At 50.0% G+C, this 26998-nt stretch carries 22 protein-coding genes; 11 read left to right on the forward strand and 11 right to left on the reverse strand.

Features of this window, described 5'->3' with window-relative positions:
- Nucleotide 1 precedes the first annotated feature (1 nt).
- The 3 genes from biuH to J2X05_RS15715 all read left to right on the forward strand — a co-directional run bounded on the left by biuH (nucleotide 2) and on the right by J2X05_RS15715 (nucleotide 1964).
- Complete coding sequence (gene biuH, locus J2X05_RS15705; protein WP_310074151.1) at nucleotides 2-685, forward strand: biuret amidohydrolase; 684 nt, start codon at nucleotides 2-4, stop codon at nucleotides 683-685.
- 9 nt (nucleotides 686-694) lie between these two features.
- Entirely contained in the window at nucleotides 695-1066 is a 372-nt protein-coding gene (locus tag J2X05_RS15710) for a cupin domain-containing protein (RefSeq protein WP_310074153.1), read from the forward strand.
- A 190-nt stretch (nucleotides 1067-1256) separates the two neighbouring features.
- Nucleotides 1257-1964, forward strand: a complete 708-nt coding sequence (locus J2X05_RS15715; protein WP_310074155.1) for a hypothetical protein — start codon at nucleotides 1257-1259, stop codon at nucleotides 1962-1964.
- 25 nt (nucleotides 1965-1989) lie between these two features.
- On the opposite strand, the gene J2X05_RS15720 is transcribed toward J2X05_RS15715, so the two are convergent.
- The 3 genes from J2X05_RS15720 to J2X05_RS15730 form a co-directional block, all read right to left on the reverse strand.
- A complete protein-coding gene (locus tag J2X05_RS15720; RefSeq protein WP_310074157.1) occupies nucleotides 1990-3279 on the reverse strand; it encodes a PepSY-associated TM helix domain-containing protein in 1290 nt (429 codons plus the stop codon).
- 77 nt (nucleotides 3280-3356) lie between these two features.
- Nucleotides 3357-5690: a TonB-dependent receptor gene (locus tag J2X05_RS15725; RefSeq protein WP_310074160.1), complete on the reverse strand. Its 2334-nt coding sequence runs from the start codon at nucleotides 5688-5690 to the stop codon at nucleotides 3357-3359.
- A gap of 117 nt (nucleotides 5691-5807) precedes the next feature.
- A complete protein-coding gene (locus J2X05_RS15730; RefSeq protein WP_310074163.1) occupies nucleotides 5808-6401 on the reverse strand; it encodes a GNAT family N-acetyltransferase in 594 nt (197 codons plus the stop codon).
- Nucleotides 6402-6704: 303 nt separating this feature from the next.
- On the opposite strand from J2X05_RS15730, the gene J2X05_RS15735 reads away from it, so the two are divergent.
- Both J2X05_RS15735 and J2X05_RS15740 read left to right on the forward strand, forming a co-directional pair.
- Nucleotides 6705-9218, forward strand: a complete 2514-nt coding sequence (locus J2X05_RS15735; RefSeq protein ID WP_310074166.1) for an ExeM/NucH family extracellular endonuclease — start codon at nucleotides 6705-6707, stop codon at nucleotides 9216-9218.
- A gap of 16 nt (nucleotides 9219-9234) precedes the next feature.
- Nucleotides 9235-9840 (forward strand): cohesin domain-containing protein, encoded by a 606-nt coding sequence (locus J2X05_RS15740; protein ID WP_310074169.1) that lies wholly within the window; start codon nucleotides 9235-9237, stop codon nucleotides 9838-9840.
- Between the two features lie 82 nt (nucleotides 9841-9922).
- Here J2X05_RS15740 and proB read toward each other — a convergent pair whose 3' ends face one another.
- The 7 genes from proB to J2X05_RS15775 form a co-directional block, all read right to left on the reverse strand.
- Nucleotides 9923-11047 carry a glutamate 5-kinase gene (gene proB / locus J2X05_RS15745; RefSeq protein ID WP_310074173.1) on the reverse strand — a complete coding sequence of 375 codons (1125 nt, stop codon included), beginning with the start codon at nucleotides 11045-11047 and terminating at the stop codon, nucleotides 9923-9925.
- 129 nt (nucleotides 11048-11176) lie between these two features.
- The gene (gene cgtA, locus J2X05_RS15750; RefSeq protein ID WP_310074176.1) at nucleotides 11177-12379 is read right to left on the reverse strand and encodes an Obg family GTPase CgtA; all 1203 of its coding nucleotides are present in this window, start codon (nucleotides 12377-12379) and stop codon (nucleotides 11177-11179) included.
- Between the two features lie 202 nt (nucleotides 12380-12581).
- Nucleotides 12582-12842 (reverse strand): 50S ribosomal protein L27, encoded by a 261-nt coding sequence (gene rpmA / locus J2X05_RS15755; protein WP_007640051.1) that lies wholly within the window; start codon nucleotides 12840-12842, stop codon nucleotides 12582-12584.
- 16 nt (nucleotides 12843-12858) lie between these two features.
- Nucleotides 12859-13176, reverse strand: coding sequence for a 50S ribosomal protein L21 (gene rplU, locus J2X05_RS15760; RefSeq protein WP_062064492.1), 318 nt, complete (start codon nucleotides 13174-13176; stop codon nucleotides 12859-12861).
- 141 nt (nucleotides 13177-13317) lie between these two features.
- On the reverse strand, nucleotides 13318-15354 hold the full coding sequence (locus tag J2X05_RS15765; RefSeq protein WP_310074182.1) for a putative bifunctional diguanylate cyclase/phosphodiesterase: 2037 nt from the start codon (nucleotides 15352-15354) through the stop codon (nucleotides 13318-13320).
- A 59-nt stretch (nucleotides 15355-15413) separates the two neighbouring features.
- Nucleotides 15414-16340 (reverse strand): alpha/beta hydrolase, encoded by a 927-nt coding sequence (locus J2X05_RS15770; RefSeq protein ID WP_310074184.1) that lies wholly within the window; start codon nucleotides 16338-16340, stop codon nucleotides 15414-15416.
- Nucleotides 16341-16450: 110 nt separating this feature from the next.
- Entirely contained in the window at nucleotides 16451-16816 is a 366-nt protein-coding gene (locus J2X05_RS15775; protein ID WP_310074186.1) for a zinc ribbon-containing protein, read from the reverse strand.
- Nucleotides 16817-16964: 148 nt separating this feature from the next.
- Here J2X05_RS15775 and leuS point away from each other — a divergent pair, with 148 nt between their 5' ends.
- The 6 genes from leuS to J2X05_RS15805 all read left to right on the forward strand — a co-directional run bounded on the left by leuS (nucleotide 16965) and on the right by J2X05_RS15805 (nucleotide 24243).
- On the forward strand, nucleotides 16965-19427 hold the full coding sequence (leuS, locus tag J2X05_RS15780) for a leucine--tRNA ligase (protein WP_310074188.1): 2463 nt from the start codon (nucleotides 16965-16967) through the stop codon (nucleotides 19425-19427).
- A 46-nt stretch (nucleotides 19428-19473) separates the two neighbouring features.
- On the forward strand, nucleotides 19474-20007 hold the full coding sequence (locus tag J2X05_RS15785; protein WP_310074191.1) for an LPS-assembly lipoprotein LptE: 534 nt from the start codon (nucleotides 19474-19476) through the stop codon (nucleotides 20005-20007).
- Nucleotide 20008: 1 nt separating this feature from the next.
- Entirely contained in the window at nucleotides 20009-21058 is a 1050-nt protein-coding gene (gene holA, locus J2X05_RS15790; protein WP_310074193.1) for a DNA polymerase III subunit delta, read from the forward strand.
- A 156-nt stretch (nucleotides 21059-21214) separates the two neighbouring features.
- Nucleotides 21215-21961: a GDSL-type esterase/lipase family protein gene (locus J2X05_RS15795; protein ID WP_310074195.1), complete on the forward strand. Its 747-nt coding sequence runs from the start codon at nucleotides 21215-21217 to the stop codon at nucleotides 21959-21961.
- A 64-nt stretch (nucleotides 21962-22025) separates the two neighbouring features.
- Entirely contained in the window at nucleotides 22026-23108 is a 1083-nt protein-coding gene (gene axe2C / locus J2X05_RS15800; RefSeq protein WP_310074198.1) for a bifunctional acetylxylan esterase/glucomannan deacetylase AxeC2, read from the forward strand.
- Between the two features lie 277 nt (nucleotides 23109-23385).
- Nucleotides 23386-24243 (forward strand): hypothetical protein, encoded by an 858-nt coding sequence (locus tag J2X05_RS15805; protein WP_310074201.1) that lies wholly within the window; start codon nucleotides 23386-23388, stop codon nucleotides 24241-24243.
- Between the two features lie 78 nt (nucleotides 24244-24321).
- Here the strand turns inward: J2X05_RS15805 and J2X05_RS15810 are convergent, their stop codons facing one another.
- Nucleotides 24322-26907 (reverse strand): efflux RND transporter permease subunit, encoded by a 2586-nt coding sequence (locus J2X05_RS15810; protein ID WP_310074203.1) that lies wholly within the window; start codon nucleotides 26905-26907, stop codon nucleotides 24322-24324.
- Nucleotides 26908-26998: the final 91 nt, after the last annotated feature.

Consider the following 26998-nt stretch of genomic DNA (forward strand, 5'->3'; position numbering starts at 1 on the left):
TATGTCGATTTATTTAAACAGCACACCCTACAAGTGGCCCTACGATGGCGATCTGCGCCCGGAAAATACCGCGCTGATTATTATCGACATGCAAACGGATTTTTGCGGCAAAGGTGGTTACGTGGACACCATGGGTTACGACATCAATTTAACGCGCGCACCGATTGAACCATTGCGGAAATTATTGCCGGCGCTGCGCGCCGCCGGCTTCCACATTATCCACACCCGCGAGGGGCATAGGCCTGACCTCGCCGATTTACCCGCAAACAAACGCTGGCGCTCGCGGCAAATCGGCGCAGGCATTGGCGATGAAGGTCCCTGCGGAAAAATTTTAATTCGCGGTGAACCGGGTTGGGAAATTATTCCCGAGCTGGCACCTATCGCAGGCGAGATTATTATCGACAAACCCGGTAAAGGTTCTTTCTATGCAACGGATTTGGAAATGGTGCTGCATCTGCGCAGCATTAAAAATATTATTCTCACCGGCATCACCACCGACGTGTGCGTTCACACCACCATGCGCGAGGCAAATGATCGCGGTTTTGAATGCGTGCTGCTGAGCGACTGCTGCGCCGCAACCGACCCCGCCAATCATGCGGCTGCATTGGCGATGATCCACATGCAGGGCGGCGTATTCGGTGCCGTCGCCACTTCAACCGATTTACTCGCCGCACTGGAAACCTAGGAGAAACGCATGGAAGAACACGCGGGAAAAAAATTGGTGTGGAACGGTTTATTAACAATGGATTTCGATTCACCCACATTGCATTGGCAGGACTTTCGCAAAGGAGTAGACATGCTGCCCCTCCACGGTGACCCAACGCAAGGATGCTCCTGCGCCCTGCTCCGCTACCAACCTGGCGCCCACATTCCGCGGCACTTGCATGTAGGTATGGAATTTTTATTAATCCTGCGCGGCAGCCAACGCGATGAACGCGGCCAGTATCACGCAGGCACCTTTTTAATTAATCCGGCAACGAGTAGCCATGAAATTTTTAGTGAGGAAGGTTGTGTGGTGTTAGCAGTGTGGGAAAAGCCGGTGAAGTTTATAAGTACTACAGACTAGAATTGTAGGGCATGCGGTTTAATATACCGGGCAATATTACAGCTTATTACGTAGCGCGCAATGCGATTTACCAGATCAAGGCAATGGCGGCAGTCGGTACAACTATTTTTATAAAATAGTCTGTGGATGGAGGAAAAGCGACGCACAGCTGATAGACTCAAGTGACCGCCATCATCATGTGGAAGCATACATGCGCCTGAAAACACTCGCCAGCTTGCCCCTGCTTGCATTACTAACCAGCTGTTACTATCTGCAAAGCACATCGATACCGATAAAGACAATTCACTACACACAACATGCGGAACAACAAAATAAAAGTGCCCGTCAATTGATGGTATTGCTGCCCGGTATTGGTGACAAGGCTAAGGTATTTGATAAGCATGGCGTGATTGATTTTATTCACTCCGCCCATCCCGATATGGATGTGATTGCGGTAGATGCCCATTTTAAATATTACGAAGCGCGCACCATCATTGACCGATTGCGGCAGGACATTATCAAACCCGCGCAGGATGCCGGGTATAGCAAAATTTATTTAGGCGGGACTTCATTAGGCGGATTGGGCTCACTGCTTTATATAAAACAATACCCGGACGACATTGAAAAAATATTTATTCTTGCGCCCTATCTTGGCGACCAACAAGACTACGGTTATTTGCTTGAAAACACTGCTGCCCCAAAAGCTCCGCGCGATGTCAATTTATGGCCTTGGTTAACACAGCTGCCCGACGAAACAAAAAATAAAATTTATCTTGCTTACGGTACGAATGATAAATTCGCAGTGCCTAACGGGTTATTAGCCAACCTTTTACCGCAAGGCCACACAGTAACGCAAACAGGAAAACATAATTGGAAAACCTGGGCGCAATTGTGGCCGAGCTTGTTGGAAAAACAATAAGAGTTTCATATTAAAAGTGGCATGGCTATTTGCTTAACCCCAACCATTGGCTGACACCACTGATTCGCCTTAACAAAATAAATTCAATTATCAAAAGTGCAACCAATGAAATCGCCAATAGCGGAAGAAATATTGCTAAACCTATGGTAATCGCAACTATTCCGAAACCAATACGGGCGGGCATTGGTTGAGGCGCGCCCAATACCGAATCCGGTTTACGTTTGCGCCACAAAATAAATCCGCTAACGCTAATTAAAATTAATCCCACACAGGTGAGCACACCCAACACCAGATTAAACCAGCCAAACAAATAACCCTCGTGCGCGGCTATGCCGACACCAATGGCGCGATCGATTAATTTTTTTTCCGCAAAACCACTTTGCTTTTCGATACTGCCATCGCCATTGAGCCACACATCCGCACGTTCGGGGCGGTTGCCGGTTTGCGATGAGGCTTTCCAGCTGATGTGATGGGTGCTCGCCACACTGAGTTCAACCGGTGGCGGTAACCTTAATTGCTGCGCAGCCACTAAAACTTCCGGCGTCAAATTAAAGGTATTGCTGGCTTGCGCGCGCCAATGGTCGTGCTCTTGTGCGCGGCTTTGGATCCAATCCTGTTGCTTGGAGAACTCAACTGCGCGCACTTCTTTTAATGCCGCACCCCACACCAATGCCCAAGGTAAACCGGTGACCAATAAAAATAATGCGAATGCAGAAATCCAGATGCCAGTGACGGCGTGAATATCCCGCCAGAATGTTCGGCTGCCATCGCGCAGGCGCGGGTAAATAATTCCGGCCAACCCATGCGCATTGCGCGGCCACCACAAATACAAACCGGTGACGATTAAGACAATCGCCCAGCAAGCCGCGAGCTCTACCAATATAGAGCCAACAGTGCCGAGCAGTAATTCGCCGTGAAGTGTTTTGACGATATTCATTAATTGTTCGTCACTGCGCTCTTTTGCAAGCACGGCACCTGTGTAAGGATTTACAAATACCATCCAGTTGGTATCGCCCTGCACTTTTATTAAAACAGCTTCATCAGGTGCTTGCGGCAGGCGATAACTTAATAATTTTCCGCCCTCGATAGCTGCGAGCGCAGCGGCAATTTGGTGGTTGGGTGCGAGCGCTTCGCCAGTGATTTGCAACCCGCGATAGTCACGTTCTTGCCAGTGTTCGTAATAGGGTTTGAACAAATAGATTGCACCGGTCAACGCAAGAATGATGACAAAGGGAATTGAGAAAATCCCAGCGTAAAAATGCCAGCGCCAGATAGTGCGGTAAAGGGCTTTTTGATTGTTAGTATTTTCTGCCATGTTTGCTCTCACATTTTCTCGGGGAGATTATAGTTTTTTATTTATCGCTCCCAGGCAGAGCTTGGGAGCTACGTAAATTACATATCGTAAGAGAGACTTAAATACAGACTTCTACCTGGCCATGGGTGTGCAACATAACTCTCTTCATCGGTGAGGTTATCAATACCAAAACCCACTTCGATTTGGTCGCTAAGATCGTAAGTAGTTTTTACGCCAACGCGGGTGTAACCATCCTGCGCACCCATCACTTGCTCCGCAGTGTCGGTATTGTCGAGGCGACCAAAACTTTTATCGGCGTATTGCAGGTTTGCACTCAAATCCCAACGATCGGTTGCGTGATAAGTCGCCATCAAATTGCCACGCCAGCGCGGCATGCGGGGGTACTCATTACCTTCAAAACTTTTAGTGCCGGCTGGATTATTGGCTTCCGCCGTTGAGTTGTCGGTGATGATGGATTTGGTATAAGCCAGATTGAAACGTATATCTAACTCCGGTACCAGTACGCCATAGCGATTTAAAATTAACTCAACACCATCTGTTTCCACTTCATCGACAGCAGCAAAGGTAGTAACAGAGGGAACAGTGGAGCCGCTTGGCAAAAACGTGGTTTGCGACTCAATCGCATCCTTAATCGTCTCGGTGAAAATATTGATGCGCGCATAACCTGCATCAAATTGTTTTTCAAACATCAGGTTGTGATGCAAACCATTTTCCGGTTTTAAATCCGGTTGTGCTTGTACAACCGATGAATAATTTGAACTCTGGGTAAATAATTCTTCCACAATCGGAAAGCGATAGGCTTTTGCCAAGGAGTAACGCACCAACCAGTCTTCAGCGGGAACATAACCCAGTGAAAATTTTGGCGAGAATTGATTGCGATCTGCATCGGCAACTTCAACCAGATCAAACGCCGGTGTGGCGGCGATATCTTTGCTGTAATAACCATTTTTACTTTGCCACTGCTCATAGCGGCCGCCCAATGCCAAATCCCAACGCTCACTGACATCCCAATTCATTTGCACAAATGCGGCAGCGATATTGGCTTCACCACCGGAACGACTAGCAAAACCCGCGTTGTCCGCCTGCTCCCAATTAGCGGAATTAAATACGTCCAAATTGAGCTCGTAGGTTTCGTAACGAACGCCGGAAATCAATTCCATGGCATCTATGCCGGTAAAAACAAATTTACCTTCAGCCGTTTGCCAACCTGTGTCCTGATAGTCAGTGGTTTGTCCGCGACCTTTGAATAATGGATCTTGCAGTGAATGACTGGATGCACGCGAGTTGTCTTCCAAAATCCGGAAGTCACTCACATTGCCTTCAAAGCGCAACTGCTCGTTTAACTCGCCTTTTATCCGCAAGCCGGTGGACAAACTGCGGCGATCCAATTCGCTGGCGCCCAAGCGCGATGCGGGAACGGTAATCGCGATACCATCCTGAATAAAATTGCCCGACCAGACTTTATTGCCGGCCGCATTGGTTAGATAGGTATTCGGGGTATCGCGCAGGGTGTTGCGATCTTCATAGGCGATATTTAACAAGCTCGACCAGTTGTCAAAATCGTAACCCACTTTAATTTTGAAATTATCGGTAACCGCCTGCTCTATGCCGGTATCGCCAAAATAGTACGCGGGTTTACCAAATACATCGGTGTCTGTGACCATACCTGTCACAGGCGTGGCGTTATTCAGCGTGCGCTTGCTGTCAAAATAATAGGACTGGGGTTGGCTCTCATTTTCCAAACGGTTGTAGGAAAGATACAAGCTGAAATCGCCAAACGTTTCACCGTAGGAGACAAAAGTTTTGTAGCCGTCGAGGCGATCACTAAAACCGTACGCAGAAAAATCTTGCGAGAAATAATCCAGATCCAAATGCACTTGTCGCTCTTGCGGAATCGCGGTTTCAATCAGGATCACACCGCCCATGGAGTTGCCGCTGTACTCGGCAGAGAAAGGGCCGTAGAGAATTTCTACCTGCGCAATTTCACTTGCACTCACCATGGTCCAACGCGGCGCGCCGCTCCAGCGGGTTTGCAAAAAGTAATGCAGGGGCACGCCATCGGCAAATACCATTGAACGCGGCGTGGCAAACATATTGGAACCACGCAAACCCAGGGTGCCGTTGGAATCGCCAATGTAACGTTTGCGGATAACGAGACTCGGCTCGTATTTGACCAGATCTTCAGTGGTAGTCGCGTTGATGCTGACCATATCTTCCTGGGTCAGAACGCTGGTGGGATTGGTATAACCGGATGCCGAGCTGTCGCGCGCCTCGCCCCAAACTTTTACTTCTTCAACTTCGGCATTTTTAGCGCGCTTGGATTTTTTCAGCACCTCTTCATGCGCTTGGGCCACACCAACAGCCCCAAAGCTCGCGATTACCATCGCGCTCAGGTATTGCAGTCTTCTCACTTATCTCACCCTTATATGCATGGCTTGCGTATTTTGGGTGAAACCTTATGCGCTTTAATGCGCCACCGATAGTGACAAATTGTCGCAGGGGGCGAGCGACCAAAGGTCGCCGCTAAACTAATCCAACCAGCGACGCATCGCCGAGATATGTGAGCCGCTGGCTTTGAGATCCTCCAGTGGGTCGCTTGCAGATTGCTCGGCGCGATTGGGGAGCGGGGAAATACGCAGCAGGTATTCGTCTTGCTCGTAACCGTCTTTCGGTGTTAGCGGAGTCACAAAGGATTTGATGGGTAAGGCGCCTATATCACGCGCAAAACTATCGAACATCGACCAGGAGACCGAATTTTTAATGCCGATCGCCGTCACCAGGCGCACAGCTTGTTCACACGCGGGCTGGGCGACCAACCAGTGCAGCATTTTTTTACCCAAACCGAGATCGCGCAATTGTTGCGAGACCACCACTTGCCACACAAACAAAGTTTGCGGTTCGTTGGGTGGATAATAAGCCGATACAAACCCCACCAGCCGTCCGTGCAAAAAAGCCGCAACTGAAGTTTTGGCAAAATGGCCACATTGCAGGAGTGTGCACTGCACGGAATTGCCGTCGAGGACGGGCGTGGTAGCGAGCAAGCCTTTGAGTGCGTCACCATCGGAGGTGAGCGGGGTGCGAAGTTCAATCTTATCGAGCAAAAGATCGTTTCTGGTGTTCATAAAAACCTCCATACAGCGTCTTTGTCTACACAGATGCAGACGTACAGATCACAGCGTTATCGTTTCAAGTCAGATTGCCTAGATTAAAAGGGTGGACAGTTCGGACTCCCCACTTTCGCCGCAAGTTCCCCATCTTTACATTTCCTGTAGAAGGATTCGCTATAGCCAGCGATCCGACAATTGCATTCTGGCGTCACAAAAACATCACACAAACGACCAAATCCCGCCACGGCTCCGTAACAAACTCCGCCTAAGCTGCGCTCCAAGATCATCAAACCCACCAGGTTTAACAGGGAGCCAACCATGAACTATAAGACCCACAAGCCGCTATTATTGGCGGTCGCGATTGCAAGCCTGAGCGCGCTACCCGCCGCCGCCGATCTGTACTTTTCCGAATACATTGAAGGCAGCAGCAACAATAAAGCGCTGGAGATTTACAACAGCAGCGCTAGCGCAATTAGTTTAAGTGGCTACAAAGTCGAGATGTATTTCAACGGTAGCAACAGCGCGGGCCTGACCGTCAACCTCACCGGCAGCATTCCCGCCAATGGTGTGTTTGTGCTTGCTCACGGCAGTGCCAATACGACGATTTTGGCCACAGCCAACCAAACCAATAGTTCAGGCTGGTTTAACGGCGACGATGCGATTCTGTTGAAAAATGGCAACACGGTTTTGGATAGCATCGGGCAAGTCGGTGTTGATCCCGGCAGCGAATGGGGCACTGGTTTTACTAGCACCGCAGACAATACCTTGCGCCGTAAAACCTCTATCACCACCGGCGACGTAAGCATCAACAATAGTTTTGATCCGGCGCTGGAATGGGAAGGTTACGCACAGGATAGCGTCGATCACCTCGGCACTTATCAAGGCAGCAACAACGGCGGTGGCAATAATAATGGTGGTGGGACTGTTGGCCAGTGCGGTGAAAGTGCAACACGCATCGCAAGCATTCAAGGATCAGGAACTGCGAGCGCATTGGTTGGCAATAACATCAGCATTGAAGCAATCGTGGTGGCCGATTTCCAAAACGCGAATCAACTCGGCGGATTTTTTATTCAGGAAGAAGATGCCGACAACGATGGTAATGCAAACACCTCAGAAGGCATTTATATCGCCAGCACCACAGCGGTTTCCGTGGGTGATCGCGTACGAGTAAGCGGTGTGGTGACAGAAACATTTGAGTTAACTCAACTCAATAACACCACTGTCACTGTGTGTGCCAACAACCAAACATTGCCAACACCTGCGACCATTTCCTTGCCTGTTGCATCACTGGATGCATTTGAAAAAATCGAAGGCATGTCAGTGGCGATAGCACAAACCCTCACCGTCAATGAAACCTATCAATTGGGTCGCTACGGACAATTATTGCTGGCTAATGGCCGTTTGCAACAACCAACCAATGTGGTCGAACCCGGTGCAGCAGCCAATGTGTTGCAGGCGCAAAATAATTTGAATAAGTTGATGATGGATGACGCAAGCAACCTGCAAAATCCTGATCCGGTAATTTTCCCTGCTCCGGGTTTGTCTGCTGAAAATACTTTACGCAGTGGCGATACAGTAGCGAATCTGCAAGGTGTGATCACTTACGATTTTGGTGTGTACCGCATTCTCCCCACCAGCACACCAAATTTTGTTAATACCAATGCACGCCCACTTGCACCTGTAACAGATTCGGCGGCGAATTTAAAAATCGCCAGCTTTAACGTGCTGAACTTTTTCAACGGTAACGGAACTGGCGGCGGTTTCCCAACCTCACGCGGCGCTAATACAGCAACGGAATTTGCACGGCAAAAAGCAAAAATTGTCAGCGCACTGGTGGGCTTGAACGCCGACGTGATCGGCCTGATTGAAATTGAAAACGATGGCTACGGCAGCACCAGTGCAATCGCCGAATTAACAGCAGCAGTCAATGCCGCTACCGGAACCAGCGCATGGAAATATATTAATCCAGGAGTGAATAAAATCGGTACCGATGAAATCGCTGTTGGATTTATTTATCGCAGTGACAAAGCCACTGCGATTGGTAAGACAGCGATTCTCGATTCAAGTGTCGATTCACAATTTATCGATACCAAAAACCGCCCGGCACTCGCGCAAAGTTTCCGCGCCAATAGCAACCGTGCGATTGCTACAGTCGCCGTTAATCACCTGAAATCCAAAGGTTCGGATTGTAATGATTTAGGTGATCTCGATATCGGTGATGGTCAAGGCAATTGCAATATCACCCGAACCCAAGCGGCCACTGCATTAGTAAATTGGCTGGGCACCCATCCGACCGGCGTGAATGATCGCGATTATTTAATCATCGGCGATTTAAATGCTTACGCTAAAGAAAACCCCATCGTCCAAATTATCAACGCTGGCTATACCGATTTGATTAACCATTTCGGCGGCGACGCCGCTTACTCCTATGTATTTGATGGACAAGCCGGCTATCTGGATCATGGACTGGCGAGCAATGCATTAACACCACAAGTCTTGTATGCCGCTGATTGGCACATCAACGCCGACGAACCTATCAGCCTCGACTACAACACCGAATTTAAATCTGCCGCGCAAATTGCGAATTTTTATAGCACCGATGCCTATCGTTCTTCTGATCATGATCCGCTAGTGGTTTCACTCAAATTAATTATCGATTTGGATGGCGACGGCGACGTCGATAAAAGCGATGTGCAGCTCGTGACCAATGCGCGCGGCGTAACGCCAACCGCATTTGACCAACGCGATGTGAATGGCGACGGAATCATTAATGCCAATGACGCACGCGCACTCACCTTGCAGTGCACTCGCACTGGCTGCGCCATTAACTAATTAATAGGAGTTTATGATGAAAAAATTATTCGCCGGTTTACTTGCTCTCGGCCTGAGCTTATCGCTCAACGCCCATGCCATTAGCATTGACCTTATCGCCAATCAAACTGCCGTCAATGTTGGCGACAATATTGAAGTGCAGGTGCGCATCAGCGGCTTGAGTGACGCCAGCGCGCCAGCACTCGGCGTTTACGATGTGAATTTTAATTACGATGCCAGTCTGTTTAATTTCAGCAGCATTTTGTGGGGTGACTCAACATTGGGCAATCAGCTTGACCTAAACGGTTTTGGTAGCCTGCAAGACAGCAGCAGCGGACTGGACTGGTTAAGCGCGTTGGAAATTTCTTTTGATGATGCATTGGATTTGGAGTTATTGCAGGCAGGCGAATTTACGCTGTTTAGTGTACTGCTCAATGCCGTCGCTATTGGCAGCGGCAATTTTTCACTGACAGTCAATACAATCGGCGATGCGTACGGCAATGATCTATCGATCGACACCATCACTGGAACAACAGTAAATGTAGCAAGTATTTCCGTACCTGAACCATCGAGCTTATTGTTGTTGCTTGGCATGCTGGCAGTTATCGCACTGCGGGCAAAAATGTCGCAATCACAGAAGTAATACTGCGCAATAAAAAAACCCGCGTTTTTGACGCGGGTTTTTTATCGTTAAGCAAAAGACAAATTAACTCAACACCAACCTATTAACTTAAAACCAGATTGTCACGATGAATTAATTCGTTATCATCCTGATAACCCAAAATATCGAAAATCTGGCTGCTGGGTTTGCCGATAATTTTGCGCGCCTCGTCGGCGTGGTAATTGATTAATCCGCGCGCGATTTCTTTTCCGTTCAGGTCTTCGCAAATTACCATGTCACCGCGGGTGAAATCGCCGCGCACTTCTTTTACCCCCACCGGCAAAATACTTTTGCCTTGCTCGCGCACTACGCGCGCTGCGCCATCATCCAACACAATGGTACCGCGGGTTTGCAATTGGCCGGATATCCAGCGCTTGCGCGCGGCTTGCGGTTGCTGTTCAGCCCACAAAAATGTACCGAGGTTTTCACCTGCGGCAATACGCAATAAGGCATCGTCGATGCGACCGCCAACAATGACTGTATCGGCCCCCGAACGCGCGGCAACGCGCGCAGCGCGCACTTTGGTAATCATTCCACCGCGCCCCAAAGCACCACCAGTGCCACCCGCCATTTGTTCGAGGCGGGTATCATCAGCAGCGATTTCGCTGAGTAATTGCGCATTGGGATTGGAACGAGGATCGCTGTCGTACATACCTTTTTGGTCGGTGAGAATGACCAATAAATCGGCTTCGATTAAGTTCGCAACGAGCGCACCAAGGGTATCGTTATCACCAAAACGGATTTCCTCGGTGGTCACTGTGTCATTTTCATTAATGACAGGCACTACATTAAATCCAATCAGTGTTTTCAATGTGGAACGTGCATTTAAATAGCGCTGGCGCGACGATAAATCGTCATGATCCAACAGCACTTGTGCGGTGAGCAAACCGTAGCGCTGAAATTCCACTTCGTAGGTTTGGATCAAACTCATTTGGCCGACAGCAGCAGCGGCTTGTAACTGATGGATTTCAGTGGGGCGAGCAGCCCAACCTAAGCGGCGCATACCAGCAGCGACTGCACCGGAAGACACAAGCACCAATTCAATTCCGCGTAAGCGGAGCTCAGCCATCTGCTTGACCCAGCCGGCAATTGCTACTGCATCCAGCCCTTTGCCATCATTGGTTAAAAGTGCGCTGCCGATTTTTACCACCCAGCGCTTGGCTTGGGGAATGATGTTTCTTTTGCTCATGAATAGGATGTGCTCAAGAAGAAATAAATGAAATTTTTATAAAAAAGTCGGGCTATCAATACAAAACGCCCGGAGCGGTGCCCGGGCGTGAGGTTACACTATTTTGCTGCTGGCGCTAATTGGCCGCGATCAATGATTCACGTAAATAACTTCTACGTCGTAATCGTCTTCATTGAAATTATCATCTTCTACATCGCCCCGTGCACGGCGCGCTTCGCGTTCAATTTCACGCAACTCTTCGATACGCTCGCGCGCCTCTTGTGCCATTTGGTTTTGCAACTCCGCTTCACGCTCGCGCGCTTCCGGATTGGTTTTTTCTTCTTCCCACACAGCTTCAAGGCTATCCATCAGCTTGCCGGTCAGCGGCACGGTGCCGTCGCGATTGAGTGCAGAAATACGGAATACCGGGCCAGTCCAATTCAACTCATCAATCACTGCCTGGCAGCGCGCTTCCACTTCATCGGGCGGCAGCAAGTCAATTTTGTTGAGCAGCAACCAGCGCTCACGTGTCGCGAGGGTCGGGCTGAATTTTTGCAATTCGTTGGCGATGACACGCACACTTTCGGCGGGATTGGACTCATCCACCGGCGCCATATCGACCATGTGCATCAAGTAACGGCAGCGGGTTAAATGCTTGAGGAAACGCACACCCAAGCCAGCCCCTTCTGCTGCACCTTCGATTACACCGGGAATATCAGCAATCACAAAACTGCGGTGTTGCTGCACTTTTACTACACCGAGATTAGGCACGAGCGTGGTAAACGGATAATCCGCCACTTTGGGTTTGGCTGAACTCACTGCGCGGATAAAACTGGATTTACCGGCATTAGGTAAACCGAGCATGCCCACATCGGCGAGCACTTTTAACTCCAGCTTCAAGTTACGCATTTCACCTTCCGTACCGGGCGAAGTTTTACGCGGGGTGCGGTTTGTACTGGTTTTAAAGCGGGTATTGCCCAGGCCATGGAATCCACCTTGGGCAACTTTTAATTTTTGACCGTGCTCGGTTAAATCGCCAAACACTTCTTCAGTATCAATATCAATAACAGTAGTGCCCACCGGCACAGGCAAAAACAAATCGGCACCCTTGGCGCCGGTGCAATCTTTACTGCCACCCTTCTCGCCATTTTCGGCGCGATATTTAGGTACAAAGCGATAATCAATCAGGGTATTCAAGTTTTCGTCGGCAACCAGAAAGACACTGCCGCCGTCACCGCCGTCACCGCCATCGGGACCGCCCTTGGAAATAAACTTCTCCCGCCGGAAGCTCATGAATCCGTTGCCACCCTTACCGGCTTCGACATGAATTGGGGCTTCATCAACAAATTTCACAGCGCACTCCAGAGGAATAAAAAATACAAAACAAAAAATAATTCAAACTTAAATATATCGTCGCTCCTGTGCATCCATGCACTCGCGACATACCATTCGTCCTGAATATAAAAAAGCCCTGACGGGGACGACAGGGCTTTTTTATTGTTCTTCATTTTTGCCCACTGCAAGCAGCAAGCTTGGCTAGTATTTTAGCGCAATATTAAGCAGCAGGAATGATGCTTACGTATTGACGGCCAAAAGCGCCTTTAATTTCGAACTTAACGGTACCGTCCACTTTCGCGAACAGAGTGTGGTCTTTACCCAGACCTACGTTTACGCCAGCGTGGAATTTGGTTCCGCGTTGACGAACAATAATGCTGCCACCAGAAATCAATTCACCGCCGTAAGCTTTAACACCAAGGCGTTTCGCTTCTGAATCGCGACCGTTACGAGAACTACCAACCCCTTTCTTGTGAGCCATTTTATAGCCTCCTCAATTAACCTTTGATAGCAGTGATTTTCACTTCGGTGAACCACTGACGATGACCTTGACGCTTCATGTGGTGCTTACGACGACGGAATTTGATGATCTTCACTTTGTCGGCACGGCCATGAGCAACCACTTCAGCAGTAACAGTTGCACCTTCAACAACAGGAGCGCCAATCTTGACGTCTGCGCCGTTGGCAACCAAGTACACTTTGTTGAATTCAACAACGCCACCAGTGGTGAAATCGATTTTTTCGAGTTTGAGGGTTTCACCCACAACTACGCGATGTTGCTTGCCACCGCTTTCAAAAATTGCATATGCGCTCATTCTTTGCTCCAAAAACAACGCTTGGACGACACGAAGTAGCCGGGCGACATGCCTTGGCGTTTGGGACTAGCGTCGTATACCTGATTTCAGGGGCGGCGATTGTATGCCAAATGGCCAATCAATCGCAAGCAAAAGCGACAATCACGCATTGAGCGAGTTAGGTGCCGACAACCAGCCAGCAACATTGCGGGCAGAGATGGGGCGGGATATCAAATAACCCTGCAAATAATCCACCCCCATGGCCACCAGAAGGTTGCGCTGCTGCTCGGTTTCGACCCCCTCAACCACAATGCGAAAACCCAAACCGCGCGCCATGCCGACAATCGCGAGCAGCAACTTGCGCGCGTCATGGTCGAGATCGGCGATAAAACTGCGGTCGATCTTGATGATATTGACCGGCAACCGTCGCAAATAGGCCAGCGATGAATAGCCCGTACCAAAGTCATCGATTGCTAAACTAACACCCAGTGCGCGAATCTGTTCAAGTACCGAGCACACCAGATCTATATCGTGGGAAAAAACGCTTTCGGTAATTTCAATTTCCAGTCGCTCGGGCGCCAACCCCGAGGACTTCAAAGCTGCGTTAACATCAGCCAACAGGTCGCCGCCCAAAATTTGATGGATGGAGACATTGACGCTAACCACAGCATCGCCCGACCACTGCGCTGCGGCCTTGCAAGCAGACATAAGTACCCAGCGCCCCAGCGGCACAATCAACCCGCTCTCTTCTGCAACAGGGATAAACAAGAGTGGCGAGATTGCCCCCAACTCAGGCTCATCCCAGCGCAACAGGGCTTCCATTTTGCGCGGGGCTGAGGTGCCGCAGGGCTCAATAGGCTGAAACACCAGCGATAACTCATCCGCCTCCAGCGCCGAATGCAGGGAGCGGCGCAAACGCTGGCGCTGCTGGATACCGACATCCAAAGCTAAATCGAATAGCTTTACGCCGCCAGTTCCCTGCTGGCGCAGACTGTGGCGAGCGATCGACGTTTGATAGAGAAGCTGCTCGGCATCGCGCGCCTCCCCGGGAAAAGCAGAAATTCCGATCATGACATCGATGCGCATAACCCCCGCGCCGGTTTCAATCGGCTGCTGCAAAACTCCGCGCAGCAGCGCCGCCTCATGCACCCATTTGCGCCCCTGTGTGCTCATGGTGACCGCAAACTCCGAGCCACCCCAGCGGGCAATCAGGCTGCCGCGTGGCATTGCACCTTTTAAGCGATCTGCCAGCACCAGCAATATCTGCTCGCTAACGACGGCCCCCTGCAACTCGATAACATCAAAACGCAGTACTTCAATCGCCAGCACGCCCAGACAGCTGTTATTGGCGCGCGCCATTTCGATTTGCTGGCGCAGCTCGCGCTCAAAAGAGCTGCGATTTAACAGCCCGGTAAGCGGATCAGATGACGCCACCCGCGCCAGCTCTTGCGCATAGCGCTCTTTCAGGGCGATTTCAAATTGCAGCGTCTCGATCTGCTCGGCAAGGCGCAGCTCCAAGTCATCTTTGGCCCGCGCCAGCTCATCGCGCTGACTGAGCGCAATAGCGATGCTGCGATCTTTATCGCGCGCTGCTGCAAACAGGTGAAGCGCACTATCGCGCGATACGCGTGCAAAACCTGATAGGCCAATAAAGAGTGCCAAGCTCAGCCCTGCCACAACCAAATCATCCATGGCGCCCGTCGTTGCAAACAACACCACTAGCGGGCCGATCAACAACGCCATAAATAGTCGACCAACCCAGGGCACCAACATGAGCACATTGATGCTGCCCGCCGCGATAGTCGCCATTACCAGTGCGATAACCAAACGCTGCGCAGCAGGTGCATCGTTAAAATAGGCAACCGAAAAGCTCGCCCAAACACCACCCGATACCAGTGCCCCCAACATAAATAGCCGGATCATCTGAGTATAGTTTTGATGCTGCTGCCGCAGGGATTGATGCCACCACCACAAACCACCAAGACGCAAAAGGCTAACCAGTTGCATACTCCCCCACCAAAGGAGTAATGACGACTGACTGGCCGCCTCTTGGAAATAAAGGGCCAAAGCCGAAGAAGCGACAAAGGTAAAAATCAATACATTCGGCAGTTGGCGATACATTGCAATTGCTTTTTCACACTGCAGTTGCTGCTCTACCTCTACCATGCCTTGCATTGTCGCCAAACTATTGCGCGCCATAACTGCGTCTCTCCCAAAAGGTTGCGCTCGTATTCCTTCTGCTATTTGTGTTCATAGCGCTAATGAATCCAGTTGTTTTGCTTTAACCACCGCTCAAGGGAGTCTGGCCAGCTTGATACACTGCCCTGCCCCTGAATCATCCCCACACCGTGAATTCCGGTTTGGTAAATATGTAACTCGGACTGTTTATTGTGTTTTTGCACTTCGGTAAAAAAGGTAAGGCTGTTGCCTACAGGCACAGCCTGATCATCGATACCATGCAGCATAAACACCGGCGGTACCTTATCCGTCACCTGAAATTGTAAGGAATTGTCATGCAGCTTTTTGGGATCGGGATTTTCGCCCAATAAGGCTTTGCGTGAACCCGCATGCGCATCGGGGCCGTAAAGGGCGATAACCGGATAGCCAAGAATCGCAAAATCAGGACGCGCACTGATAGCGCCGAGCGGGTCATCCAGTGCAAAGGTGAAATCGGAACGGGTGGCAACGCTCGCCGCCAGATGGCCGCCGGCCGAGAAACCAATCACTCCCACTTTGGCTGGATCAATTCCCCACTCACCTGCGTGTTTACGCACCTGGCGCACCGCGCGCAAGCCATCAAGTAAAGGGGCAGGAAAGCCGTACTCCTGCATCCGGTACTTGACCACAAAGGCCGCAACACCGCGCGCCGCAAACCACTTGGCGATATCGTGCCCCTCGTGGTTGATCGCCAACCGCACATAACCGCCGCCGGGAAAAATCACTACCGCCGTGCCATTGGCTTTATCGACAGCGGGCCAATAAGGGATCATCGCCGGATTATCCACCGCGTAAACACGCTGGTCTTTTATATGTTCGCGGTCGGGAATGACCAAGGGTTTTTCATCCCACAGATAAATAGGATCGACAGGCAATTCGCTCACAGGCTGGGCAGCTCCAAGGATTGGCAGACAGGACAATAAAATGCAGGCAAGCGCACTCAGCGTGCGCCTTGAGGATACATACATGGAGTTCTCTCATTAGTTCTTGTCAGTGATGATGCATCAAAGGACTGATATCAATGATCAGACAGACGAGAGCTTAACAAACTTGTCGTATAAATGGGATTATGCATCCATTAATGACGGAATTGGGACTCCTCATCCTCCCACCAATGATTCAGTTGCCACTCGACGCGGGTTGGATCAGCGGCGCGCAACAGCCAATCCCCAGTGATTAGTTCCAGCTCTGCAAGCCCGAGCTTCATATCGCTCCAAATACCTTGGGCATCCTCACGGATGTAGGCCTTGGCCAGATCAACCTCCTCACCCACCATCTGCTCAGCAGTGAGTTCGAGCTTAACCAGGTCGTCCACCTCATGCTTCAGCGCACCGAATGCACCGGTTTCTTCTTGGCTAAAAGGCAAATCCGGTTGGATAACGTGATAAGGGTTGTTGGCTACATTGTTGGCAAATTTGTTGGTCACATTGTCAGTCGGCTTCATGGCAAATAACTCCCGCTAGCGCTTCAAGATATTTATACCCACATAGGCAGTACAGCCTCTATAATCACCGCCTTTCGCAACTTTTTACCTTTAGTAAGTAAAAAATCCAACCTAAGTATAGGCCGTACAATCAATGCAAGAGCGCCCCATGCAAGAACAATACACTCCCGCCGAAGTTGAAGCCCAAGCCCAGCAGTACTGGGAAGAACACCAAAGCTTCAAGGTTATTGAAGATCGCAGCAAAGAAAAGTTCTATTGTCTGGCGATGTTTCCCTACCCGAGCGGCAAGCTACACATGGGGCATGTACGCAACTACACCATCACCGATGTAATCGCGCGCTACCAGCGGATGCAGGGTAAAAACGTATTGCATCCAATGGGTTGGGACGCCTTCGGCCTGCCGGCGGAAAACGCTGCACTCAAGCATCAAACCGCGCCTGCCAAATGGACTTACTCCAACACCGACCATATGCGCAGCCAATTAAAACAACTCGGCTTCGGTTTTGACTGGTCGCGCGAGCTGACCACCTGCAAGCCCGAATACTACAAATGGGAACAGTGGTTCTTTACCCGTCTTTACGAAAAAGGTCTGGTGTACAAGCGTATGGCGACCGTGAACTGGGACCCAGTTGACCACACTGTACTCGCGAACGAACAAGTCATCGACGGACGCGGTTGGCGCTCAGGCGCATTGGTTGAGCGCAAAGAGATTCCGCAGTGGTTTATCAAAATCACCGCCTACGCTGAAGAATTATTGGCCGATCTGGACAAACTGCCCAACTGGCCCGAGCAAGTCAAAACCATGCAGCGCAACTGGATCGGCAAAAGTCGCGGTCTGGATATGCATTTTGATCTCGCTGCACCTGTGGGTGAATTTACCGGCTTTGATATCTACACCACCCGCCCCGATACCATTATGGGCGTGACCTATGTGAGCCTCGCGGCCGAGCATCCTATCTCCAAACTTCTGGCAGAGAAGAACCCGGCGCTCGCGCAATTTATCGCTGAATGCAAAGTGCAGTCAGTGGCGGAAGCCGATATGGCGACCATGGAAAAACGCGGCATCGACACCGGCATTAAAGCGCTCCACCCGATTACTGGAGAACCGGTGTCGGTGTGGATCGCCAACTACGTATTGATGGATTACGGCTCAGGCGCGGTAATGGCCGTGCCCGCGCACGACCAACGCGATTATGAATTTGCGAAGAAGTACGATCTGCCAATCTCTCAAGTGATTGCCCCGCAAAATGGCGAAGCCATCGACTTGAGCAAAGCGGCCTTCACCGAAAAAGGTGTGCTGGTGAACTCGGGCGAATACGATGGACTGGACTTTAACGCCGCCTTCGATGCCATCGCCAGCACCCTGGAAATGGCTAACAAAGGCCAGGTGAAAACCAACTATCGCCTGCGCGACTGGGGTGTATCCCGCCAGCGTTACTGGGGCGCGCCTATCCCCATGTTCAACTTGCCCGACGGCGGCGAAATTCCCGTACCGGCACACAAACTGCCGGTATTGCTGCCGGAAGATGTCGTAATGAACGGCGTTCACTCGCCCATCAAAGCCGATCCAGAGTGGCGCAAAGCCGAATTGGATGGCCAAGCCGTTGAGCGCGAAACCGATACCTTCGATACCTTTATGGAATCCAGCTGGTACTACGCGCGCTACACCTGCCCGAACTTTGAAGGTGGCATGCTCGACAAAGCCGCCGCCGATTACTGGCTGCCGGTAGACCAATACGTAGGCGGCATCGAACACGCCATCCTCCACCTGCTCTACTCGCGCTTCTTCCACAAGTTAATGCGTGATGAAGGTTTGGTGAGCTGCGACGAACCCTTCGAACGCTTGCTCTGCCAGGGGATGGTGTTGAAAGACGGCACCAAGATGAGCAAATCCAAAGGCAACACCGTTGACCCGGAAGAACTGATCAACCAATACGGCGCCGATACCGTGCGCCTGTTTTCCATGTTTGCCGCTCCACCAGAGCAGAGCATGGAATGGAGCGATTCCGGTGTTGAAGGCGCCAACCGCTTCTTGCGCCGCTTGTGGAAAGCAGTTGAAGGCCACATCAATGCCGGCACACCGGGCAAGCTTGATGTGAGTGCACTCCCGCAAGCGCAAAAAGATTTGCGCAGAAAGACGCACGAAACCATCCAGAAAGTCAGCGATGATTACGGCCGTCGCCAAACATTTAATACCGCAATTGCTGCAACAATGGAGTTGCTCAACGAGACCAGCAAGCTAGCTGACCGCGCCAATCCACTTGGACTAGCGGTTGAACGCGAAGCGCTGGAAGCGGCGATTTTGTTGCTCGCACCCATAGTGCCGCACATAAGCCATTCACTCTGGCAAGCGCTCGGCCACAAGAATATTCCACTCAATGAGAAGTGGCCGACCCTTGATGAAAGCGCACTGACTCGCTCAACCGTTGAAGTGGTTATTCAAGTGAATGGCAAACTGCGCGGCAAATTGGATGTCGCCATTGATGCGCCGAAAGAACAGCTTGAAGCCGATGCACTTGCACAAGAAAACGTGCAGCGCTTCCTTGAAGGTATCACCGTGCGCAAAGTGATTGTGATCCCTAACAAGCTGGTCAACATTGTTGCCAATTGATCATCAACGGCGGATTACTGTGCGAACCCGCCCTACGGATTTATTTATGAAAAAAATTATCGTCAGCTTATTAGTTCTCACACTGACCGCTTGCGGCTGGCATTTGCGCGGCTCGGCAGCCGGTGAAGATAAGCTGGCGATGACCACTCCACTGGATTTGGTGATAGTCACCAAAGATGATCACAGCCCACTGATTAACACGTTGCGCCAAGCACTGCGCAGCTACAAAATCAATGAAGTAACTGCAGCCAACGCAACCTCACTCACGCTCAATTTGAATCGCGAAGTGATGGATAAACGCACCGCCGGCGTCGGTAGCGATGCACTCACCAGTGCCTATGAAATTATCCTGCGCGTGGATTACAGTATCAGCAATGCCAGCGGTGTTATCACCCCGCTCGACACCAGCGCGCGCACCTCGCGCACCTATAACTACAACGTCAACAATGCCAACAGCGCAGCGCAGGAAGAAGAATTAGTTCTGCGTGAAATGCGTCGTGAACTGGCCAATACCATTTTGCGCCGCATCAAAAATCTCAGCGCAAAAGCAACCTCCACTCCAACACCCACGGCGCAATAACATGCCCAAGTTGCGCGCTGAACAATTAGGGGCTGCGCTCACCAAGCAATTGGCACCGATTTATTTGGTGTCGGGTGATGAACCTTTATTGATTCAAGAGTGCTGCGACCAGATCCGCGCCGCCGCACGCAAAAATGGTTTTAGTGAGCGCGAGCTGTATCACATAGATACCAGTTTTGATTGGGGCCAATTGCTTGCCTCTGCCAACAGCCTCTCACTTTTCGCCGAGAAAAAAATTATCGAAGTGCGTATGCCCTCAGGTAAACCGGGCGACAAAGGCGGCAAGGCGCTACAAGAATATGCGCAATCCCCCGCCCCCGATAATTTGTTATTAATCGTCACCGAAAAACTCGACGGCGCTACGCAAAAAAGTAAATGGTTTAAAGCGATTGAAGATGCCGGCCAACATATCCAGATTTGGCCAGTCACACCGGCACAATTACCGCGCTGGATTGGCGTGCGCCTACAGCAATCCGGTTTGCACGCCGACAGCGATGCGATCGATTTACTCGCCTCGCGCATTGAAGGCAATTTGCTCGCTGCCGCGCAGGAAATTGAAAAATTAAAACTGCTCACTACTGACAATCGCATTAGCTATGAAATGATGGCATCAGTCGTCGCTGATAGTGCACGTTACGATGTCTTCGGCCTTACCGACAAAGCCCTGCATGGCGATGCCCGCGCCGCTGTGCGCACGCTGCAAGGGTTAAAAACCGAAGGCACTGAACCGATCAATATCCTCTGGGCAGTCACACGCGAAATTCGCGCGCTAGTGCAAATCTCGCAGGCGGTTGCACAGGGTAAACATTTTGAATGGGCGGCAAAACAAGCGGGGGTGTGGGATAAACGCCAGCCGTTAATCCAGGCAGCACTGCGCCGTTTAAAGCCGGCACAGCTACAACAGCTATTGCGCAAAGCCAATGGAATAGACAAGGCCGTAAAAGGCATGCGCAACGCCGAACCCTGGGATGAATTACTCGATTTGATTCTAAACATCGCTGGTGTGCAAAGTTTGAATGCGCACAACGAGCGGCTAAGCTTAAAAAGTTAGCATCTGAAAAACTAAAAATATAAGCGCATTTTCGTGCATGAAATAAAAGTACAAAAAAACACACGGCCTGCAATACCGCGCTGCCAATAATCATTTCTCTAACGTGATTACTAATGGCAGATATTTTTCAACCACTATTGAGCAGGAATAGTCACAATGAAATTGCATCAAAAAAATCTAGCGCAACTCTGTGTCGGCATCGGACTTACACTCTTGTGCCAATTAAGTGGCGCCCTATCACCTACACCACCCTCTGGCATAACACCAACCAAACGAACTGTCGAATACGACTGGATGTCTGTTTCGGCGTGGGACAAGATGCACGCCGAAGATGTAGTGGTTGCGCAATACGATCAAGTCGATGTGCTTTTTGTTGGCGACTCAATTACAGCCGGCTGGGACTGGTCAATCTGGGAGAAAAATTTTAAGCCACTGAAAGCGGCCAACTTTGCTATAGGTGGCGACCACACCGGCAATCTGCTCTGGCGCTTGCAACATGGTGCTATCGGCAACATCCAGCCGAAATTGATTGTGGCCTTAATCGGCGTTAACAATGTCGGCGCATTGCAAGAAACACCTGAGCAAGCTGCCGCAGGTGTAACCAAAGTGGTTCAACAACTCCAACTGGCCTGGCCGAACAGCAAAATATTATTAAATGCGGTATTTCCGTTTGATCAGGCGCCCAGTTCGGATAATCGCCGCAAGGTCAAAAAGCTCAACCAGATTATTTCCAAACTGGGCGACAACAAAATGATTTTCTTTAAGGATTACGGCCCATTGTTGCTGCAAAAAGATGGCAATATTTCGCCCGACATAATGGCTGACTACCTGCACCCGACCCCCAAAGGCTATCAAGTTTGGGCCAATGCAATGACACCGGATATCAACGCATTATTGCAATAAATGTTCATGGCGCTGGGCAAATTGCCCAGCCTACCCAACAAATTATTACAGCAAGGTAGCCATCATGAAACTTCTTCCGATTTCCATCGCTCTTTTTTTTTCCACTATTTTATTATCTGGCTGCACCAACGCCCCGCAAAAACACAACGACGTTATGATTACCATTCCCGCCGCCAACACCGAAATTGCCACTATGGGACGCACCCACATCAACAGCGATAAAAGCCTGCTGCTGGGTTTCCCCGGCGTCAGCGTTAAAACCGATGTTGTGGGGAAATCCCTGACCGCCGATTTGCAGAGTTCGACTGGCAGCTCATGGGTCGACGTAATTGTCGACAATGGTTCACCGACTACCATCAAGATTACCAACCAACCGCAAACTGTCGAATTATTCAGGTTTACGGAGGATGCCAAACATTCTGTGGAAATTATTCACCGCACTGAAAATTGGCAAGGCCAGGTCGAGCTCAAACAATTCACGCTCACAGGCGAGAAATTTTTATCCGCGCCGCTACTACCTAAGCGCAAAATGCTGGTGCTGGGCGATTCCGTTACTTGTGGCGAAGCGATTGACCGCGTAACAGGCGAAGAAAAAAATAGCCGTTGGTGGAATGCGCGCGAATCCTACGGCATGCTTACTGGCAAAACACTCAATGCGCAGGTGAATCTGGTGTGTTGGGGCGGGCGCGGTTTGGTACGCAGCTGGAATGGAAAAACCGATGACGCAAACCTGACAGATTTTTATGAGTTTGCAGTGGGCGATAACGACCCGATAATGAAATGGGATCACACGCAGTATCAACCGGATTTAATTGTCAGTGCCATAGGCACCAACGATTTCAGCCAAGGCATTCCCGAACGCGAAGCCTATGTGACCGCCTATGTAAAATTAATCAATAAATTGCTCGCGAATCATCCGCAGGCGCATGTCGCGCTGACGGAAGGAGCCATTCTCAATGGCGATAAAAAAGCAGCATTAATCGATTATATCCGCGAGGCGATCTCACGCGTGAACGACTCGCGCGTGCATCAAGTTACCTCTAACCACTATCCTGGCGATACGCAGGATGCGCACCCTACCAAAGAACAACATGCGGCAATGGCTAAAGATTTGGTACCACAATTGAAAGCATTGATGGATTGGTAATTCGATAGATAAAAATCCCAAAGGCTCTGGATTAGAGCCTTTGCCCCCCCAATTTACTCCACAGAAAAAAGCACTCGACTTATAGTCACAAAGAACATTTGTGTGCTATGTTTCATTTACTGCAGAAATACAAGTATGCAGGCTTTTAAAAAAGCAATAATTTAAATAAAAATCAATTAGTTATATTTTTTAGCAATCAAATATCCAGCAACACTAACAATAACGCGTTACCGATACTGCCTACCCGGGCAGATACGTTACCCTCAGGAGTTTTAACATGCTAAAACATCTTCCATTAATTATTACACTGGCGGCCTCTTTGACTGCTTGTGGTGGTAGTGACAACAAGAAATCCAGCAGCAGCTCCTCCGTTGCGCTAAGCTCCAGCTCGCCTGCGGCGTCAAGTACTCCTGCAGCCTCAAGCACACCGGCATCCTCTACTCCAGCATCAAGTACGCCCGCATCATCTACACCGGCATCAAGTACTCCTGCGTCATCTGAGCCGGCGTCAAGTATGCCTGCCTCCTCTACTCCCGCCGCCTCATCAGAACCCGCATCGAGTTCAGTATCCAGCAGCTCCAGCTCTGCCGCGGCGACCAAGCTCAGTGTCGATTTTGAGAGCGATACCGCTGGTGCTACCTATGAAGGCGCTAGCTGGAATCCGGGAGAACTAACCGCAACAGTCGTTACCATTGCCTCAGTCACCGGACTCCCGGCTAACGGCAGCTCAGTGAACGTGCTAAAAGTAGTCGTAGGTAATTACAATGCAGTGCCTATCATGGAAGTTAGTTTGCCAGAAGGAAAAACCCTGGCAGACTACAACGTGAAATTAGACGCTTACTTCCCCAGAAATACACTCGGATTGACTAATGGAGAAGCCAACTACTACAAGGACTTTATTTTCCTTGCTGGCACCAGTATCACTAGTGGTGCAGGCGACACCAACCCGGCATACCACTCCAAAATTGGCACTATTTGGGATGACATTGATGTGTGGAAAACCTACACCTTGACCGTAGATCCAACCAAAGGAGCTGCGCTTACAGGTACCATCAAAATTGGCATGGGACTCAATCGTCCAGCAGGAACGAACGATGGATACTATTTTGACAACGTTCGCCTAGAGCCTAAATAGTATTAATCGATTGCTTGATATCAAAAGAAAAAAGGGCGCGAAATTCGCGCCCTTTTTTATTGTCAACCTATGCACAAATTATTTCCCGGGACCAAATGGCTTCAGCATCAAAATTAATTTTGGCAACAAAGTTAGCGACCCAACAATCGCCATAAACATAGCAAATGCAGTGAGCACACCGAAATAAATCGAAGGGATAAATTGCGATAGCATCAAAATGGAGAAGCCCACAATAATAGTGACTGAGGTGTAATACATGGCGCGGCCAATCGATGCGTGTGAGCGATGCATCGCCTCAACATAATTTTGGTCATGCGCAAACTCGATCCGGTAACGATAGAAGTACTGGATCGCTTGATCAACCCCGACGCCTACCACAATCGCCGCAATAGTTGTTGTCATCATATCAAGCGGAATGCCCACTAAGCCCATTGCACCCAATACAGTTCCCGCCGCCAGGATATTGGGTAGTATTGAAATCAACGCAATTTTAAATGAGCGGAACAAACCGATAATCATCAGCATGATTGACACAAACACCACGCCGATCGTTGCAATTTGCGATGCAAACAAACTCTGCAACATATTGTTATAGAGCACCAACATGCCGGTGAAATTCACCTGCTCCGGTTTAAGACCAACATCCTTTAACGCATACTGGCGAATTTTTTCCACCAGTTCGGCACGTTTCAAGTCCGGCGTGGTTTCAATAACACGCAGGGTGATGCGGGTTTGCTGTACATCATCAACAAGGTAGGGGGTAATCAAAAAGTTTTTGATATCGTCGGAGAGCATGTTGCGCAGCACATTCAATTCAAAGTCGTTCAACTTGCCTTTGTTGATGTCATGCGCTAACTGGTAAACGGTCGCGAGCGATTGAACTTTGCCCACTTCCGGCAGCGATTCCAAATAATTGTGTAATTGTTTGATTTGATCCAACCCGGCGACACTAAACCAATAACTTGGTGCGGTAGTGGGAGTGCTGGCATCATCGGCAAAAGCATCTTCATCGCCCGCTTCGGCAAAGGGATCTTCTTCGTCGGCAGACTCATCAACACCAGCAGCATCGCCACCATCTTCAGCGAAAGGATCTTCTTCATCGCTCGCATCGGCTTCAACAATATCGATAGTGTTTTTATCGGCATCAAGAATAATATCGAGTGTGACTGTGCCGCCGAGTTGGCGATCAATTACGCTCAAACCCTGATGGATTTCGCTGTCACTTTTAAAATAATCGACAAAGCGGTTTTCCACTTCCAACCGGGTGATGCCCCACGCACTGATAAGCACCGTAATCAGCGCGAGCAATAAAATTTTGCCACCGTGAAATTCTGCCAGCTTGGAAAAACGAACTGTGAGCGCTGCGGAATTATCACCGCGATCTTTGGGCTCGCCTTTCGGAAGAATCATCAAACCTGCAGGCAACACCACAAACACTAAAATAAAACCCACCACCAATCCAATGGTCATCATCCAGCCAAAATCAATTACCGGGCGAATACCGCTCATCACCAGCGACATAAATGCCACAATCGTGGTCAATGCCGAATACAGACAGGGCACCGCCATATCGCGCACAGTTTGCAGAACTATATCGGCTTGATCCATATCGGGATCAATCGCATGGATTTCGCGATAGCGCACCACGACATAAATGGTGAATGCAAATACCATGATTAATAACAGCGCAACAAAATTGGATGAGATGACCGTGAGCCGCCAATCAATCCAACTCAGCCAACCGAGCATCAAGGTCACTGACATCAAGCAGGTTGCGAGCGGCAGCACCACAAACCGCCACTGACGGAATAAAAATGCCAGCATAAAAATAATGAACGCAACCAATGCGCCGCCGAATACCACCAGATCACTTTTGATATAGGCAATCATATCGGTGGTGATCATGCTTACGCCGCCAAGAAAAATTTGCGCGCGATCCTGATATCTAGCAACTATGCCGCGCACAATTTCCACGCGCGCCGCGTCCTGTGCGGCAGTTGCAGTGCGGTAATCCAAAAACTCAGCCGATACCTGCGCCAATTCTTTTTCTTCGCTTTCACTCAAACCTTCCTTGTCACGTTTCATGCGCAGCGCGTCGCGATGGCGCGCCATTTGGATATATTGATTGTTCACTTTTAGGTTGAGCAAAATCGCCGATGTCGTCCCATCGGGACTCAGCAACATATCGCGGTAAATCGGGCTGGTTAAAAATTCCTGCTTGACCATCGAACGATCGACACCCGGTGTAAGCAAGGTACGCGTCGATTCCTTTTGTTCCGCCAATGGGCGCATTGGGCTGTATAGCAGCGGTACATCGATCATGGAATAGACGCTTGCCACACCATCAACACTCGCCAGTTCATCGCGCAATTGTTTAAGCGTATTAATCGACTCATCGGAAAACATATCGGCTTTAGGTGCATAAGTGAGCACCAGAAAATCACCGCTTTGGTAACGCTTGGAAACCTCACGCAGATAATCGATAGAAGTATCGTGCTCCAGGGTGAGTGAGTCAGCGGACGCGTCCAATTTGAAATTAGTCATGCCAAACGCAGCAACTATGGTGAGCAACACCAGCGTCGTCAGTACATGATAGGGACGGTTGATAACAAGCGCGCGATAAATTCGGTTGAGCGACAGATAAAAACGTGAAAGTGTCTGCATGAAAAAATCCGGTTGGTGAAATTTCCCTGAGCGACAGGATGTTAAGAGGGACGAGCCAGTTGTCTATCAGCCAGCAGGGTGGCGCCATTAT

It is taken from the genome of Cellvibrio fibrivorans, from assembly GCF_031457055.1.
GTDB classification, from domain to species: Bacteria; Pseudomonadota; Gammaproteobacteria; order Pseudomonadales; family Cellvibrionaceae; genus Cellvibrio; species Cellvibrio fibrivorans.